Genomic DNA, 16,775 nt, shown 5'->3' on the forward strand with positions numbered 1-16,775 from the left:
AAATGGATATAAAAAATTATTTCGTAAATAGTGAAATCAAAACAAAAGACTTTGGCAATGGTATCAGAAGAAAAATTCTATCTTATAATGATAATTTAATGATAGTAGAGGTTTATTTTGATGAGAATGCTGAGATGGAAGTGCATGCTCATCCACATGAACAGATTACTTATATTATAGAAGGTGAATTCGAATTTAATATAGATGGAAACAAAAGAATCTGTAAACCTGGAGACAGTACATACAAACAAGCCAATATTAAACATGGTGCTGTGTGTCGTAAGAAAGGTAAGCTAATTGATATCTTTACTCCATGTAGACAAGATTTTTTAGATAAACAATAATTAATATAATAGGAGGATTTGCAATGAATAAGTATGCATTAATAACTGGAGGAACAGGTGGAATAGGTTTAGCCACTGCTAAGACCCTTGGAAAAGATGGTTATAAAATAATTTTAAATGGCATTGATGAAGAACAAGGTAAAAATGCTGTAAATGAATTAAATGAAATGGGTATAGAAACTGAATTGTTCATGTTTGACGTAACTGACGAAAAACAAGTAATAGAGAATTTCGAGACTATCAGTAAAAAATATGAAAAGATAGATGTACTTGTTAATAATGCAGGTGGATTAGGAGGAAGAAGCAGTTTTGAAGGTATGGAAACAAGCTTCTACAGAAAAGTCATGGCTCTTAATCTAGATAGTGTATTTTTTGTAACACGTTCAGCTATACCATTACTTAAGAAAGGAGATAAGCCTTCAATAGTTAACTTTACATCTATAGCTGGTTGGAATTCAGGTGGACCAGGTGCTGGCGTATACGGTACTGCTAAAGCGGCTGTTACAACACTTACAAGAGCATTGGCCAAAGAGTTGGCTGAATCAGGAATTAGGGTTAATGCAGTATCACCTGGAACAATTGATACTCCTTTCCATCAAGCAACAAAAGAGAAGAATATCGATTTATTCAATTCATGGAAAAACAACATTTTACTTAAGAGATTCGGTCAACCAGAAGAAGTTGCTACAGTAATAGAGTTCCTAGTCAGTGAAAAGGCTTCATTCTTGACAGGAGAAGTTATTCAAATCAATGGAGGACAAGCTTTCCTATAAAATAAATCCGGTATAACAGTTCATTCCTTATATAAACTCAAATTATTCTTGATTGAATAGTTTGGGTTTAATTTAAAGGCGAAAGGATATTTAATATGCATAATGTAGGCATATTTTTTAAAAGGGCATATAGGTGAAATGTATGAAAGATAATGATGTAAAGCGTAGACATATGATTCTTCAAGGTAATCTATGGCAAGTGATTCTTATATTATCGGTTCCTGTAGTTATAAATAATTTTGTACAATCTGTTTATAATTTTATTGATGTATTGTTTGTAGCTAATATCGGAAGTAAAGAAGTAGCTGCAATAAGTTTTGTATCTCCAATCAATAATCTTATATTGAGAGTAGGTATGGGATTTGCCATAGCTGGAACTACTCTTATCGCTAGAGAAATAGGAAGAGAAGATTATGATAGGGCTAAATTGATTTCTGTTCAGTTAATTAATTTTTGTCTTATGTTAGGTTCAATATTACTCATTGTTGGATTCTTCTTTTCTAAAGAGATACTGATTATGATGTCAGCTACAGATGAATTAGTGAGTATAGCAAATCTTTATTTCAAGATAAATATATTAAGTATTGTATTTGTTTTCATCAATACAGTATACTTCGCTATAAAAAGAGCCAGAGGTGCTACGCTGGAAACTATGATCGTTAATACCATGTCTGTAATTATTAAAGTTATTTGTAGTGCCATATTCATTAATGTGATGAAAAAAGGTTTAGTTGGTCTAGCTGTATCTACAATTATTGCAACTATGTTCGTTTCTATATATGCTGTTTATGATTTATTCATTAAAGAAACCAATTTCAGATTGTCACTTAAGAAATTTAGATTCAACAAGAAGATAATCTCTTCTATATTCATTATAGGATTTCCTTTAATGATTGAAAAATCGTCTGTATCCTATAGTTTTATAATGATTAATAAATATGTACTTGGTTATGGAGAGAGTGTGTTAGCTGCTTATGGTATAACTAATAGAATTAATTCATTAGCTTTTTCTAGTGTCATGGGCTTTGGAACTGCGGTGGCAGTAATCATAGGTCAAAATCTAGGGGCAAAACAGAGTAAACGTGCTAAAGATGCTGTAACAAAGACTTTTATCATCGCTATAATAACATCTATCGTAATCATATCCGTTATTCTGGTATTAAGATATAACATAGCAGGGCTGTTCTCTAAAGGTGATGAAGAGCTATTACGTCATACAGTTAATGCTATGAGTGTTTATTCTATATCAGTGATACCTTGGGGAATATTCCAAGTCGTAATTGGTGTATTCCAAGGAACTGGACATACTAAATATAATTTATTACTTAGTTTGATAAGATTATATATATTCAGACTACCAGTAGTTGTATTATTGTCTACTTATTCCAATCTGAATGAGTACAGTATTTGGTATTCCATGTTGATAAGTAATATACTAACAGCTGTGCTTTCCATAATAATTTATATGAGGATAAAAAAAGATTTGAGACTGACAGGAGAGTGAAAATGTCTCAAAATATTAAATAAAAGTCTATTATAACTATTTTATTTAAGGTATTCTGCTAATATAATAAAAGCATGAAAGTGCTATTATTATTAGAGAATACCTTTTTTGCAAAAAAAGGTATACTTCTTAGCTAAAATGTTAATTTGTTTTTTGTACTAGATGTATTTTTTGATTAAAATTCTCTAATAATTATAGTGTTATAGTTATTTTTTGTTAAAAATAATTAAGGAGGTTTGGAAATGTTTTTTGAAATTGAAAGAATAGGTAAACTATTAGAAGAAATTAAGAAATTGAGATATGTAAAATCAACTACTATTGAAAACATTTTAATCAAAGAAGGATTCTTCAAGGAAGTTGATGAAGTAGATAAGTCAGATGAACCATTTAGAAAATTCAATAAAGATGATAGGTGGGGTGGTAAAGACAAATATGCTTGGTTTAGAAGTGAATTTGTCGTTACTGAAGAATATGCTGACAAGAAATTAGTATATCAGGTCTTAACAGGTAAAGAGGGAGAATGGGATGCTAATAATCCACAATTCCTTATATTTGTTAACGGTAAATTGGTTCAGGGACTTGATATCAACCATACTGAAATAGTCCTAACAAATAATTCTAAATTAGGAGAAAAAATAGCTGTAGATTTACAAGCTTATAGTGGAACATTTGATAGTCTATCAGAGTGTAGAAACACTGTTAGTGTATTTGATGATACTGTAGAAAAATTGTATTATGATATTTATGTACCTCTTGAAGTGATTAAATTACTTCCTAAGGAAAATAAAGATAGAATAGATACTATCAAGTTCTTGACAAAAGCAGTTAATATGCTTGATCTTAGAAAGCCATATAATGAAGAATTCTATAATAATATCAATGAAGCTTTAGATTTCCTTGAAAACAAGTATTATCATGAATTCTGTGGAGATAAAAGTGTAGTTGCCAAATGTGTTGGACATACACATATCGATGTTGCTTGGCTATGGGATCTGGACCAAACCAGATTAAAAGTTCAAAGAAGTTTTTCAACTGTTTTGGAACTGATGAATCATTATGATGATTATAAATTCATGTCAAGTCAACCACAATTATATAAATTCTTAAAAGAAGACAGACCAGATGTATATGAACAAATAAAAGAACGTATAAAAGAAGGACGTTGGGAACCAGAAGGTGCAATGTGGGTTGAAGCTGATTGTAACTTAAGTTCTGGTGAATCACTAGTTCGTCAAATAGTTTATGGAAAACAATTCTTCAGAAACGAATTCGGTGTTGAGAACAAGATTCTCTGGTTACCTGATGTATTTGGATATAGTGCAGCTTTACCGCAGATATTGAAGAAATCTTCTGTAGATTATTTCATGACAACTAAAATAAGTTGGAATGAATATAATAAGCTTCCTTATGATACTTTCATGTGGGAAGGACTTGATGGAAGTGAAGTATTGACTCATTTCATTACAACAGCTAATTTTGATGATCTACCAGAAAGATTCTTTACTACTTATAACGGATATATCGATCCGAAATCCGTAAAAGGTGCTTGGGAAAGATATCAGCAAAAAGATTTAAGTGACGAAGTTCTAATCAGTTATGGATTCGGTGATGGTGGTGGTGGACCAACTAAAGATATGCTAGAGATTTCTAAGCGTCTTGAAAAAGGAATAAAAGGTTGTCCTGCTGTAAAATTAACTTCTGCTACTGATTTCTTTGAGAACCTTGATAAAAATGTATCAGATGATCCAAAATTACCTAGTTGGGTTGGAGAATTATACTTCGAATATCATAGAGGTACATTAACAAGTATGGCTAGAAATAAACGTTATAACAGAAAATCGGAATTCTTATATGAAGAAATTGAATGGTTATCATCTATGGCTAATCTTGTAGAAGGAACACCTTATCCAAAAGATGATATATATAATGGTTGGGAAATCATTTGTCTCAACGAGTTCCATGATATTATACCTGGTTCATCAATCAAGAAAGTATATGAAGATTCAAAAGAACAATATGAAGAAATAATCGCTAAGGGAACAGATATAAAAAATAATTCTGTAGATGCTATAGTTAAAAATATCGGTATAGATGAGAAATCAATTGTAGTATTTAACCCACTATCATTTGACAGATCAGAGGTAATAGATTTTGATTATAAAGAAGAAGTATCTGTATATGATAATGATGAGAAACTTCTAACAACATATAAAGATGGAACTGTATCTTTTTATGCTGAGATACCTGCAAAAGGTTATAAAACATTCGTAATAAGAAAAGAAGAGAACAATAATGATGAGCCTTTAACTGTTGAAGTTAATCATTTAGAAAACAAGTTCTTTGATATAAGATTGGATGACAATGCAAACATAACTTCATTAATAGATAAGAGAGTCAACAGACAAGTATTGAAAGAAGGCCAAAGAGGTAATGTTCTTCAAGCATTCGAAGATAAACCTCATAACTGGGATGCATGGGACATCAATATCTATTATCAAGAAAAAATGTGGGAAATCAATAACGTGGAAAGTGTAAATGTAGTAGAGAAATCTCCATTAAAAGCAACATTGGAAATCAAGAGGAAATTCTTGGATTCAACTATTGTTCAACTTATGACTATCTATAATGAAATTCCAAGAATCGATTTTGATACTACTATTGATTGGAAGGAAAAACATATACTTGTAAAAGCTGCATTCCCAGTGGATATTCATACTGAAAAAGCTACTTATGATATTCAATTCGGTAATGTTGAAAGACCTACTCACTGGAATACTAGTTGGGATACTGCTAAATTTGAAGTATGTGGTCATAAATGGGCTGATTTATCAGAAGATGATTATGGAATAAGTTTACTTAATGATTGTAAATATGGTCATGACATAAAAGATGGCAATATGAGATTGACTCTATTGAAATCTCCTACTTCACCTAATGAAGATGCAGACAGGGAAATCCATAACTTCAAATATTCATTATATCCACATGTGGGTAACTGGAAGAATGGTGGTACTGTTCAACAAGCTTATGAAATCAACGTACCAGTTCATACATGTATAGCTGATGCTAGTGAAGGTTCTATGCCTAATGAATTATCTTTCATGAAGATGGATAAAGAAAATGTCATTGCAGAAGTAGTTAAAATGGGAGAATACGACGAAGAGATCGTTATTCGTGTACATGAATGCTACAACAGAAGAAGCAATGTGAATATTAAATTCTTTAGAGATATCAAGAAAGTTACAGAATGTGATTTAGAAGAAATAAAAGAATATAATAATATAGAAACTTCAAATGGAGAATTCCAATTTGAAATAAAACCATTTGAGATTAAAACATTTAAATTACAACTGAATTAATAAAAATTGAAAAAGCCAGTTAAAATGAGGTACTCCCTGTCAACTTGACAGGGAGTATTTTAGATTTAGGATACTTGTACGAAATCTCTTATTACATATTAATAAGACTGCAAACACATTCATATGAATTCAATAAGACATCAAGCATCAAAAATCCGTCTGTTTCGTTCTCTAAAGTCTTTGGGTGATAATGAATTTTTCTTTTTAAATAAAGAATAGCAGTAAGAAACATTATGAAAACCAACATCATATATTATATCTAGTATATCCATTTTAGAGGTTAAAAGTAATGTTTCCATTTTTTCTAGTCTTAATTGATTTATCCACTGAGCAGGAGTTTTATGATAATATTTTTTCATCTGTCTGGTAAGATGTTCTTGGGATTTCCCAGAAAGCTCAATAAATTTTTTTAATCCTATTACTAGATTATCCTGTTCTTTTATTTCTTCTTTCGCATGATGGAGCCATCTAGGTATGATTTCATTATTTTGATTATTTGATATATTTATATTATATATAAATATATAATCATAAATAATACTTTGAAAATAATATTCTTGTACTTCCACAGGCATTTGTTTTAAATTATTAAGTTTACTGAAAATAGAACTCCATTGGTAATCTAAGGCATAGACACTAGGTATCTCCTGATTATAATTATCCTGCCTTATTTTATTGAAAAATAATTTGCACTTATCATCTAGATCTGAGAAATAGAATGCCAGATTGGTTATTGTGGTTTCTTTATCTTTTTTTGCTGAAAAACAGTGTCTATCTTCAGGATAAATAAATTGTATTGATTGAACAGGTAAATAATATTTCTCATTATTGATATAATGAATGAATGTCCCTTTTTCAACAAAGAATAGCTCATAAAAATCATGGGAGTGAAAATTACTTTTTATATTTGAATGAAATAATGATTTGCCCACATAAAATCTTTCATTATTTTTTAAGAAATCTTTTAATAATAATTGGTTATGCATATAGAACACCTCGAAAAATTTTATTTAATAATATCAATATACCATAATGATTGTCAATATGTAATGAGAAAAAATAATCCATTTAGGTTAAAATAATAGTACCTAAACAATATTATAGCAGTATTTAGGTTATTTAGAAAAATATCAAGTTATGTTCTAAAAATAGAGTTGAATAATTAAATTATCTACAGGAGGAAATTATGAAGGGTAGAATTACAGATCACAAGAATCAAAATCTGGCAAATTTACATGAGGATGTAGCATTTGGAAGAGCTAACGGTCAAATTATCTGGCAACCTAGAATTCAGTGTTGGTTGACAGATAAAAAATTTGAAGGTATAAAATTGCCTGTACCTTATGAAGGCAAAACAAAAGCAGAGATATACAGAGAACTTGGGTGTTCAGCGAGAATATATGAATATAATGATAGTTTTCATATGATTGATGGCCCTAGAATTAAGAGATATGATAATAAATTAAGTGAAATTAAAACTGAACATGTGATTGAAACTCCAGTGGGAAAAGTGTCATCGGTTACAGAAAAAACCTCATCTAGTCCTCATGAAATTATCAAAAAATGGTGGGCAGAAACAAAAGAGGATATTAAGGTTTTTACATATATCGCTGAAAATAGTGATTGGGGTTGGAATGAAAATTATTATCAGAAGACTAAAGAAGAATGGGGAGATCTAGGTGCTCCTACAATATTTATGCCTAGAGTCAATGTACAACATTTATATATTGATATAATGGGAGTTGAAAAAGCCATATATGGATTAATGGACTTTGAAGAAGAAATCAAAAGATATTTCCAAGCATTGGATGAAAATCATACCAGGATGATTAAATGTATTAATAATTCGCCTATCAATATCATAAATTTTGGAGACAATTTACATTGTGGAACATTACCACCATACTATTTTGAAAAATATGTTCAACCTGCTTATCTAAAAAGATGTGATCATCTTCATAAAGGTGGAAAATTTGTTTGTTCTCATTGGGATGGTGATACAAAGGCGTTACTTCAGTTTGCTAGAACATGTGGGTTAGATGGGATAGAAGCGATTACTCCAAAACCCCAAGGAGATGTTACATTAGAAGAAGTTAAAGAAGCTCTAGGTGACGATATCTATTTAATTGATGGCATATCTGCTATATTATTTGATGAGATTTATCCAGAACAAGAATTGATTGAACAAACAGAAAAAATAATCAGTCTGTTCAAAGATAAGTTGATTCTTGGAATTTCAGATGAGATATCATCTACAGGTGATATTGAAAGGATAAGAACTGTTGGTAAAATAGTGGATGACTATAATGCATCTACATATAAATTATAGTTGTTGGTGTAAATGAATGTTATCATAGAGGTACTCTAATTACTTAATTGATGATTCTATAAATTTCAAAAACCTCCTAAGCAAAATATTTATATTCTAAATTTTTGCAAGGAGGTTGTTCTTATTTTAATCTATGGTTTCATTTAAATCTATTTCTTCAGTGCCATATTTTCCATATTCTTCTTTTTTTTCTAAATGGGTAATAATATGTTCAATCAGTTCTGGGTCATCTAATTTCTTATTATTTGAGTTAATGTCTTTGCTTTCTGCTATTTGCTCGACTATATTGGGAATATCATTGTCTGGAATTTCTATATCTATTTTTTTCTCAAATAAAGTGTCAGTATCAGATTTTTTGCTATGTTTTATGATTTCATTTTCTTGTATTTCCTTATTAGGTGGAGTTATATATGCTTTTCTCAACTTTTTCTTTAATTTTTTGATTTCCTGCTCTGCTTGGGAGGTTTTTAATTTCCACATTTTTGCTTGGTTTTGTAATTCTTTAGCCATTTTAGCTAAATTGTCGTATTGTTTAGTGATATTTTGCTGAACTTGTTTTTGTTCCTCAAGTTCTTTTTTCAATGTTGTTATATTATACATTTCATTTGAAGTAAAATTACCTATGATTGATTTGATTTCCAAGTTGGTTTGGCTACTTAGTAATATATTGTCTGTATCAACTTGACTCAATACAGCTAAAATAGGATATTGGTATATATAACCAAAAAATTTGTTGCCTGAAAGATTACCTTTATTGTATCCATAAAAATAGAAATGTCTGGCTTCTGGATTTTGCGCAGAGCATAATTTAGGTTCTATGAATGTAGCTCCGCTATTACATGAGAGTGAGTATTTTAGTTTATTGTTTTCTTTGAAGTTGATCCATAGTATATTATTGTATATGAAGATTACAGGAGATATGGATTCTTTTGTAGAATAAACTTTGACTGGTTCATTCCAAGTATCATCCTTAGAAGTAAAATATATAGTATTGTTTGTGTCTCTTTCTACATATGTAACGCATATCTTATTTTCGCATAGGCATAGACTATAATCCATGAATGGACTTACTGAATTGACTATAGTTTCAAATTCTTCCCATTCTTGAGATGTAATGTTGTATTTATATAGATTCAGTTCATAATTCCCTTTCTCATTAAGTACTTGACACAAGAGATATATGATTTTATTATCAAGTATACATTCATATGGAGATGAAAGAGTAGGTACTGAGAAAAGAGATTGCGGTTCAGTTTTTTCAGTGTCCTTGAATGAGTGGAATATTAAGTCGCTTGTTCGTTCATAAGGATTATAAGCACAATAGAAAATGTAATTTTTTTGATGATATAGATATTTGATATTACTTATTTGATAACTATTCTCATAATCATCCAATAAATTAGTAACTTCAAACTTATTGTTTCTCTCATATAAATGAACTAAACTGTTAGTTGAGTTCTTATAAATTATATGTATATTACTATATTCATCTAAAGATGCTGCATATTCATTATTAGTGCTTTTAGCGATAACAACTGCTCTTTGATTATATTTTATTGGATAACGTCTATAGTATATACTTTCTCCAGTTTTGTCTATAAGCAAGTTCGAAGTATTATTTTTCGATAGTAAGTATGGCATAAACATTTCTCCTTTATAAAGTTGTAATAACTTATTTATTAATATATTATTCTATCCTTCAATAATTAATGCTTGAAATAAAAATAACTTAGGGTTTATTTGATTTTCAGAGATAAAATAATTAGATAGACAAAGATTTTCTGTAAATATATTAAATAAGGTTATAAAATTATGTTTGTATGAGTAGATGCTATTAATTGTAATATGATTATTTTTGTTTGACACTAATAATTTAAATTAATAGTGTCTATAACTTAATATTGTAAAAAGAAAGAAAATTAATTCTTAATTATAAGAGATATAATTTCAATTTAGTTGTAGTATGGCTCATTTATGATATTCTTAATTTGGAGAGATAACGAAACTGTAAAAAAACAGCAATATATTATTTCTCTATGTATTATTTATCTTTCTCGAGTTATTAAGCTCATGGATGATAAATGATTAATAGTTTTTATTTAAAGTAAGGAGGCTTAATATGCATAAGAAATTATTTATTCCAGGACCTGTTGAGGTTAAAGATGATGTGCTTAAGGTTATGTCTACACCTATGATTGGGCACAGAACTAAAGAAGCGTCTAAGCTTCAAAGAGACATTAGTGAAAAACTCATGAAACTATTTTATACTAAGAATCAAATTATACTATCTACTACATCCGGCAGTGGATTAATGGAAGCTGCAGTACGTTCCTGTACTAAAAAAAGAGCTGCTATGTTTGCAGTAGGTGCATTCGGTAAGAGATGGTATGATATGGCTGTTGGTAATAATGTACCAGCTGACTTGTTTGAAGTCGAGTGGGGTACTCATACCACAAAAGAATCTGTAGATGAAGTATTGGCAACAGGCAAATATGATGTTGTTACAGTTACTCATAATGAAACATCAACAGGTGTTATGAATCCTGTTGATGAAATTGGCGAAGTTGTCAAGAAATATCCTGATGTTGTTTTTTGCGTAGATGCTGTTAGTTCAGCTGGTGGTGCTAAAATTGAAGTTGATAAATGTGGAATTGACATATGTATAACTTCCACTCAAAAGGCTCTTGGATTACCTCCAGGACTTGCTGTTTGTTCAATTTCAGAAAAAGCTATCAATGCCGCGAGACAAGTAGAAAACAGAGGATTCTATCTAGACCTAGTTAAACTATATGATACTATTAAGAAAAAAGATCATCAATATCCATCAACACCATCATTGTCACATATGTTTGCACTTGATTATCAACTAGATAAAATTCTAGAAGAAGGTCTTGATAATAGATTTGCAAGACATATTGAGATGGCTAAATATGTTAGAAATTGGGCAAATGAATATTTTGAGTTATTACCTGATGAAAAATATGCGTCAAATACATTAACAAATATTAAGAATACAAGAGGAATCAGTGTAGCAGAATTAAATAAAGCTCTTGGTGAAAGAGGATTCATGATTTCTAATGGATATGGCAAGTTGAAAGAAAAAACATTTAGAATAGCTCATATGGCAGATGCTACATTGCCTGAGGTAAAAGAACTTCTTGAGAATATAGAAGATATACTTAATCTGAATTAAAGAATAAGTAAATAATAATAAATAATTTTTATGTTTAATAGGTTTTAAAAGTAAGATTATTGGAGGTTATATTATGGCAAAAATATTAGTTGCTGATGGTATGGATAAAAATGCTGCAAAAGAGTTAACTAATATGGGGCATGAACTAGTTAAGGAACATTTGGAAGTAGAAGAGTTAAAAGAACAATTAGGTGATTTTGATGCAGTTATTATTAGATCCGCTACTAAAATCAGAAAAGAAATAATTGATGCAGTGTGTGGAAGTAATCTAAAGTTAATCATTAGAGCTGGAGTAGGACTTGACAATATTGATGTATCGTATGCAAGAGAAAAAGGTATTGCAGTTGAAAATACTCCAAAAGCCAGCAGTGCTTCAGTTGCAGAACTTACAATCGCTCATATGTTTTCATTGGCTAGATTTCTATATATATCCAATGTAACAATGAGAGAAGGCATGTGGTACAAAAAAGCTTATAAAGGTACTGAATTAGCTGGTAAGACACTAGGACTCATAGGATTTGGTAGAATTGCTGTGGAAGTGGCAAAAAAAGCTAGTGTTCTAGGTATGAAAGTCATTTATACAGATATTATAGCTAAGGATGGATACGATGAATATAGTTGTGTAAGCAAAGAAGAAGTGTTGAAAACTGCTGATTTCATTTCATTACATATTCCATTTATTAAAGAGATTGGACCAGTTCTTAGTGAAAAAGAATTCAATATGATGAAAGATGGAGTTTTCGTTATAAACTGTGCTAGAGGTGGCGTAGTTGATGAGGCTGCTTTAATTAATGCTCTTAATTCAGGCAAGGTAGCTGGTGCAGCCATTGATGTATATGAAGAAGAACCTACCAAAAATAAAAAATTATTGACCCATGAAAAAGTTTCCTTAACACCTCATATTGGAGCATCAACTAAAGAGGCTCAAGCTAGAATAGGTTTAGAAATAATTGATAAGATAAAAGAATATTTTTAGTATGTACAATGTTTTGATAGGAGGTTAACATATGGCTGTCGTAAGACCTTTTAAGGGAATTAGGCCCAGTAAAGATTTAGTGGAAAAAGTTGCTTCTCTACCTTATGATGTTATGAATAGAGAAGAAGCAAAAAATATGGCTAATGGTAATGAATACTCTTTTTTACATGTTGTAAGAGCAGAAATAGATGTAGAAGATGATATGGATCAATATAATCCTATTGTTTATAAAACAGCAAGGAAGAATCTTGATAAAATGATTGATGATAAGATTTTAGTTACAGAAGATAAGCCTTGCTATTATATTTATAGACAGATAATGTTCGGTAGGGTTCAAACAGGGATTGTCGGATGTACATCTATTGATGATTACATGAATAATGTCATAAAGAAACATGAATTTACTAGACCAGCTAAAGAAGTAGATAGAATTAACAATTTCGATTATTGTAATGCCAATACAGCACCTATATTCTTGACATATAGAAAAAATAATGAACTAAATACAATAATTAATGATTATATTAAGTTTAATAAGCCTATTTACAATTTTACAAGTGAAGATGACATTACACATATTGTATGGGCAATCAATGGAGATTCCATAGTAGATAATATCAACAATATATTCAAAAACATTGATTATTTGTATATAGCTGATGGACATCATCGTTCAGCTTCATCTGTTAAAGTGGGTTTGAAAAGAAGAGAAGAAAATTCAGATTATACAGGTGAAGAGGAGTTTAATTACTTTCTATCTGTTATTTTCCCTGATGAAGATTTATTCATTATGGATTATAACAGAGTAGTAAAAGATTTGAATGGTTATACAGTAGAGGAATTTATTAATAAAATCAGTAATAAATTTATAGTAGAAGAATATTCACAAGGAAGTTACAGACCAGATAAAAAGCATACTTTTGGAATGTACTTAGATGGTAAATGGTATAAGCTTACTGCTAAGGATAGTATAACTAATAAGGAGAATATAGTTGAAAGACTTGATGTAGCTATTCTCCAAGATAATTTATTAGGTCCTATTCTTAATATAGAAGATCCTAGAACTGATAAGAGAATAGATTTTATTGGTGGTATAAGGGGTCTGGAAGAACTAGAGAAACGAGTTGATGAAGGTATGAAAGTTGCTTTTTCAATGTATCCAACAACTATAGACGATTTAATGGAAGTTGCTGATACAGGTGAAGTGATGCCTCCAAAATCAACTTGGTTCGAACCTAAATTAAGAAGTGGATTATTTATCCACAGATTAAGCTAAAACAGTATAAACACAAATATTTTGTAGCAGTGATTAAATTATGATTAATATTGAGCCAGAATTTAGTCACTGCTATTTTAAAATTAAAAAGGAGGAGTATATTTGAAGTTAGAAGGTAAAGTTGCGCTTATTACAGGAGCAGGACGTGGCATCGGTGCTGCCACAGCAATTAAATTTGCACAAGAGGGAGCAAGAGTAGTAATAGCTTCTTTATTTGAAAATGAAGTAGAAGAAACAGTCAATAAGATAAAGGATATGAGTAATGAAGCTATAGGTATTACAGTTGACGTAACTGATAGACAGCAGGTTGAAACCATGATCAGAAAAACATTAGATGCTTATAGGAGATTGGATATTATAGTGAACAATGCTGGCATTACAGCTGATGGTACATTAGTGAAAATGACTGAAGAAAACTTTGATAAGGTTGTAGATGTTAACTTAAAGGGTGTCTATAATTGTGCTCAGGCTGCAGCTAGAGTTATGATTGAACAAGGCAACGGAGTTATATTGAATGCGACATCAGTTGTGGGGCTATATGGCAATTATGGTCAGACCAACTATGCTGCCACTAAATGGGGTGTAATAGGTATGACTAAAACATGGGCAAAAGAATTAGGTAAAAAAGGCATTAGAGTCAATGCTGTAGCTCCTGGATTCATTCTTACGCCTATGACCGAAAAAATGCCTGAGAAAGTTCTGAATATGATGAGGGATAAGGCTCCTATGAAGAGATTAGGTTTGCCAGAAGATGTTGCAAATGCATATTTGTATTTAGCTTCTGATGAAGCAAGCTTCGTAACGGGTTCTGTTCTTGAAGTAACAGGTGGTATTGTATTATAAAAAAAGGAAGATGATAGGAAAATATTTCTGGAGAGGATTGGGTATTTATGAGAGAAGTAGTAATTGTAGGTGCGGCGAGAACACCGATAGGTAAATTTGGAGGTGGTTTAACTAAGCTCTCTGCTGTTGAACTAGGGGTGGTTGCAGCGAAGGCGGCTATAGAAAGATCAGGGGTAAAAGCAGAATTGATTGATGAAGTATTGATAGGTAATGTTCTAACTGCTGGACTTGGTCAAAATACTGCCAGACAAATAGCTATCGGTTCAGGTATTCCAGAAACTACACCTGCAATCACAATCAATAAGGTATGTGGTTCAGGACTTAGAACTGTAAGTATGGCAGCACAATTCATCATGCTTGGAGATGCAGATATAGTACTTGCTGGTGGTGCGGAAAGTATGAGTAATGCGCCTTATCTAATCAACAAAGCAAGATGGGGTCAGAGAATGGGTAATGGCGAACTTGTTGATTCAATGATAAATGATGGACTTACAGATATATTCAACAAATATCATATGGGTATTACTGCTGAAAATATTGCTAATAGATGGAATGTAACAAGAGAAGAACAAGATGAATTTTCTCTTAACAGTCAGTTGAAAGCTGAAAAAGCCCAAAAAGAAGATAGATTTCAAGATGAAATAGTGCCAGTGGTAATTCCACAACGAAAGGGAGAGCCTATAGTTCTAAATAAAGATGAATTTCCAAAACACGGAATGACTATAGAAAAACTTGGAAAATTAAGACCAGCATTTGATAAGGAAGGTACTGTTACAGCAGGAAATGCTTCTGGCATTAATGATGGGGCATCAATGCTAGTTGTAATGGCAAAAGAGAAAGCAGAGGAATTGGGTATTAAGCCTCTAGTTACAATTAAATCTTATGCCTCTGCTGCTCTTGACCCAAGTATCATGGGGTATGCACCAGTACCAGCTACAAAAAAAGCCTTAGAAAAAGCTTCAATGACAGTAGATGATCTTGATTTAATAGAAGCTAATGAGGCATTTGCAGCACAATCCATTGCTGTACTTAGAGATTTAGGATTGGATAAAGAAAAAGTCAATGTAAATGGTGGAGCTATAGCATTAGGTCATCCAATAGGAGCATCTGGAGCACGTATTTTAATTACACTCATTTATGAAATGATTAAAAGAGAGTGTAAGACAGGATTGGCTACTTTGTGTATTGGCGGGGGTCAAGGAACCGCTATGATAGTAGAAAGATAACATAGGTTAAGGTTATGCTGTATATATTATTATAAATGGCATAGCCTTAATTTGCTTTTTGCAGGTTTTATAGTTAAGAATTAAAGATTACATAAGATTTGATTATTTTTAGCGTAAATTATTAATTGATTTCAAGATTATCTTTATTGAATTGGCAAAATCTATTTCCTATTTCTAGAACACAGGGAACACCATTTACTAATGATGTAAGGTCTATATCATCTTTCTTAATGCTTTCCGATAACTCCCATATTGTAGCTGTTCCTATAGGTTTGTCATTTTGGTAAAAAGATATTTTACAATAAGGGGCAGTTTTTTTCTGAGATATGTAGTTATTGAATTTGTTTATTTCAGTTATTGAAAAAATATCTTGTTTTAACAAGTAAAGATTTTCATCAATATAAATATCAGAAGTATTACTGGAGGTATATTTAATTTTAATTTTATCTGCTTCTTGTAAAGATTCTATTGTGTTTAACCATTTTTTGCCGCTGGGTTGTCTTATAACAGCAGTTATTATTAACAATGTTCCAATTATAGTACAAATAATATAAAATTTCTTATTTTTCATTGGTACACCTTCTTTTGGTTGTTTGAGTATACATATTATAAATCAAATAAAATACCTAATAGTAATTATATATTATTAGGTAGATTTGAAATTAATTTTTAGTTATGTACCTAGAGCCTAACATTAGTTAGACTCTATGATGCTATTATAGATTATAAGCAAGTATCACACTCTTTTTTAGTAGCTGCTTCGTCTGTTGGAGTTGGATCTTCTACTGGATCATAACAACATGCATTAAATGTTTTTGGCCTAGTACATAATTCTAGTGGTTGAATACTCTGTTCTAATAAGTCACCTTCAACAAATTCTAAGCAACGATTTTGTTCACATGGATTTATTGGTATGCATTTTGGTGGAACGCAGAGTCCTGTATGCAACAAA

The 16,775-nt window shown here is 30.9% G+C and carries 14 protein-coding genes; 10 read left to right on the top strand and 4 right to left on the bottom strand.

Annotated features, from left to right (window positions below; genetic code table 11):
• The first annotated feature begins 2 nt into the window (after positions 1 to 2).
• From QMG30_RS09580 to QMG30_RS09595, 4 genes are all read left to right on the top strand, one after another.
• Positions 3 to 344 (top strand): cupin domain-containing protein, encoded by a 342-nt coding sequence (locus QMG30_RS09580; RefSeq protein WP_281814904.1) that lies wholly within the window; start codon positions 3 to 5, stop codon positions 342 to 344.
• Between the two features lie 23 nt (positions 345 to 367).
• Positions 368 to 1,117 carry an SDR family NAD(P)-dependent oxidoreductase gene (locus tag QMG30_RS09585; RefSeq protein ID WP_281814905.1) on the top strand — a complete coding sequence of 250 codons (750 nt, stop codon included), beginning with the start codon at positions 368 to 370 and terminating at the stop codon, positions 1,115 to 1,117.
• Positions 1,118 to 1,259: 142 nt separating this feature from the next.
• Positions 1,260 to 2,621: an MATE family efflux transporter gene (locus tag QMG30_RS09590; protein WP_281814907.1), complete on the top strand. Its 1,362-nt coding sequence runs from the start codon at positions 1,260 to 1,262 to the stop codon at positions 2,619 to 2,621.
• 242 nt (positions 2,622 to 2,863) lie between these two features.
• Positions 2,864 to 5,980, top strand: coding sequence for an alpha-mannosidase (locus QMG30_RS09595; RefSeq protein ID WP_281814908.1), 3,117 nt, complete (start codon positions 2,864 to 2,866; stop codon positions 5,978 to 5,980).
• A 140-nt stretch (positions 5,981 to 6,120) separates the two neighbouring features.
• Here QMG30_RS09595 and QMG30_RS09600 read toward each other — a convergent pair whose 3' ends face one another.
• On the bottom strand, positions 6,121 to 6,966 hold the full coding sequence (locus tag QMG30_RS09600; protein WP_281814910.1) for an AraC family transcriptional regulator: 846 nt from the start codon (positions 6,964 to 6,966) through the stop codon (positions 6,121 to 6,123).
• A 200-nt stretch (positions 6,967 to 7,166) separates the two neighbouring features.
• On the opposite strand from QMG30_RS09600, the gene QMG30_RS09605 reads away from it, so the two are divergent.
• Entirely contained in the window at positions 7,167 to 8,309 is a 1,143-nt protein-coding gene (locus QMG30_RS09605; RefSeq protein ID WP_281814911.1) for a uroporphyrinogen decarboxylase family protein, read from the top strand.
• Positions 8,310 to 8,435: 126 nt separating this feature from the next.
• Here the strand turns inward: QMG30_RS09605 and QMG30_RS09610 are convergent, their stop codons facing one another.
• On the bottom strand, positions 8,436 to 9,950 hold the full coding sequence (locus QMG30_RS09610) for a hypothetical protein (RefSeq protein WP_281814912.1): 1,515 nt from the start codon (positions 9,948 to 9,950) through the stop codon (positions 8,436 to 8,438).
• 478 nt (positions 9,951 to 10,428) lie between these two features.
• Here QMG30_RS09610 and QMG30_RS09615 point away from each other — a divergent pair, with 478 nt between their 5' ends.
• From QMG30_RS09615 to QMG30_RS09635, 5 genes are all read left to right on the top strand, one after another.
• Positions 10,429 to 11,502: a pyridoxal-phosphate-dependent aminotransferase family protein gene (locus QMG30_RS09615; protein WP_281814913.1), complete on the top strand. Its 1,074-nt coding sequence runs from the start codon at positions 10,429 to 10,431 to the stop codon at positions 11,500 to 11,502.
• Positions 11,503 to 11,575: 73 nt separating this feature from the next.
• Positions 11,576 to 12,478, top strand: coding sequence for a D-2-hydroxyacid dehydrogenase (locus tag QMG30_RS09620; protein WP_281814914.1), 903 nt, complete (start codon positions 11,576 to 11,578; stop codon positions 12,476 to 12,478).
• A 31-nt stretch (positions 12,479 to 12,509) separates the two neighbouring features.
• Entirely contained in the window at positions 12,510 to 13,754 is a 1,245-nt protein-coding gene (locus QMG30_RS09625) for a DUF1015 domain-containing protein (protein WP_281814916.1), read from the top strand.
• Between the two features lie 102 nt (positions 13,755 to 13,856).
• Positions 13,857 to 14,597, top strand: a complete 741-nt coding sequence (gene fabG / locus QMG30_RS09630) for a 3-oxoacyl-ACP reductase FabG (RefSeq protein ID WP_281814918.1) — start codon at positions 13,857 to 13,859, stop codon at positions 14,595 to 14,597.
• Between the two features lie 47 nt (positions 14,598 to 14,644).
• Complete coding sequence (locus QMG30_RS09635; protein WP_281814920.1) at positions 14,645 to 15,823, top strand: acetyl-CoA C-acetyltransferase; 1,179 nt, start codon at positions 14,645 to 14,647, stop codon at positions 15,821 to 15,823.
• A gap of 121 nt (positions 15,824 to 15,944) precedes the next feature.
• Here QMG30_RS09635 and QMG30_RS09640 read toward each other — a convergent pair whose 3' ends face one another.
• On the bottom strand, positions 15,945 to 16,394 hold the full coding sequence (locus QMG30_RS09640; protein ID WP_281814921.1) for a hypothetical protein: 450 nt from the start codon (positions 16,392 to 16,394) through the stop codon (positions 15,945 to 15,947).
• Positions 16,395 to 16,546: 152 nt separating this feature from the next.
• Positions 16,547 to 16,771 (bottom strand): hypothetical protein, encoded by a 225-nt coding sequence (locus QMG30_RS09645; RefSeq protein ID WP_281814922.1) that lies wholly within the window; start codon positions 16,769 to 16,771, stop codon positions 16,547 to 16,549.
• Positions 16,772 to 16,775: the final 4 nt, after the last annotated feature.

Source organism: Vallitalea longa (assembly GCF_027923465.1).
Taxonomy (GTDB): domain Bacteria; phylum Bacillota; class Clostridia; order Lachnospirales; family Vallitaleaceae; genus Vallitalea; species Vallitalea longa.

Bases quoted from the DNA above. Each gene is read 5' to 3' on its own strand.
- QMG30_RS09580 (WP_281814904.1), top strand. From the start codon at position 3: ATGGATATAAAAAATTATTTCGTAAATAGTGAAATCAAAACAAAAGAC.
- QMG30_RS09585 (WP_281814905.1), top strand. From the start codon at position 368: ATGAATAAGTATGCATTAATAACTGGAGGAACAGGTGGAATAGGTTTA.
- QMG30_RS09590 (WP_281814907.1), top strand. From the start codon at position 1,260: ATGAAAGATAATGATGTAAAGCGTAGACATATGATTCTTCAAGGTAAT.
- QMG30_RS09595 (WP_281814908.1), top strand. From the start codon at position 2,864: ATGTTTTTTGAAATTGAAAGAATAGGTAAACTATTAGAAGAAATTAAG.
- QMG30_RS09600 (WP_281814910.1), bottom strand. From the start codon at position 6,966: ATGCATAACCAATTATTATTAAAAGATTTCTTAAAAAATAATGAAAGA.
- QMG30_RS09605 (WP_281814911.1), top strand. From the start codon at position 7,167: ATGAAGGGTAGAATTACAGATCACAAGAATCAAAATCTGGCAAATTTA.
- QMG30_RS09610 (WP_281814912.1), bottom strand. From the start codon at position 9,950: ATGCCATACTTACTATCGAAAAATAATACTTCGAACTTGCTTATAGAC.
- QMG30_RS09615 (WP_281814913.1), top strand. From the start codon at position 10,429: ATGCATAAGAAATTATTTATTCCAGGACCTGTTGAGGTTAAAGATGAT.
- QMG30_RS09620 (WP_281814914.1), top strand. From the start codon at position 11,576: ATGGCAAAAATATTAGTTGCTGATGGTATGGATAAAAATGCTGCAAAA.
- QMG30_RS09625 (WP_281814916.1), top strand. From the start codon at position 12,510: ATGGCTGTCGTAAGACCTTTTAAGGGAATTAGGCCCAGTAAAGATTTA.
- QMG30_RS09635 (WP_281814920.1), top strand. From the start codon at position 14,645: ATGAGAGAAGTAGTAATTGTAGGTGCGGCGAGAACACCGATAGGTAAA.
- QMG30_RS09640 (WP_281814921.1), bottom strand. From the start codon at position 16,394: ATGAAAAATAAGAAATTTTATATTATTTGTACTATAATTGGAACATTG.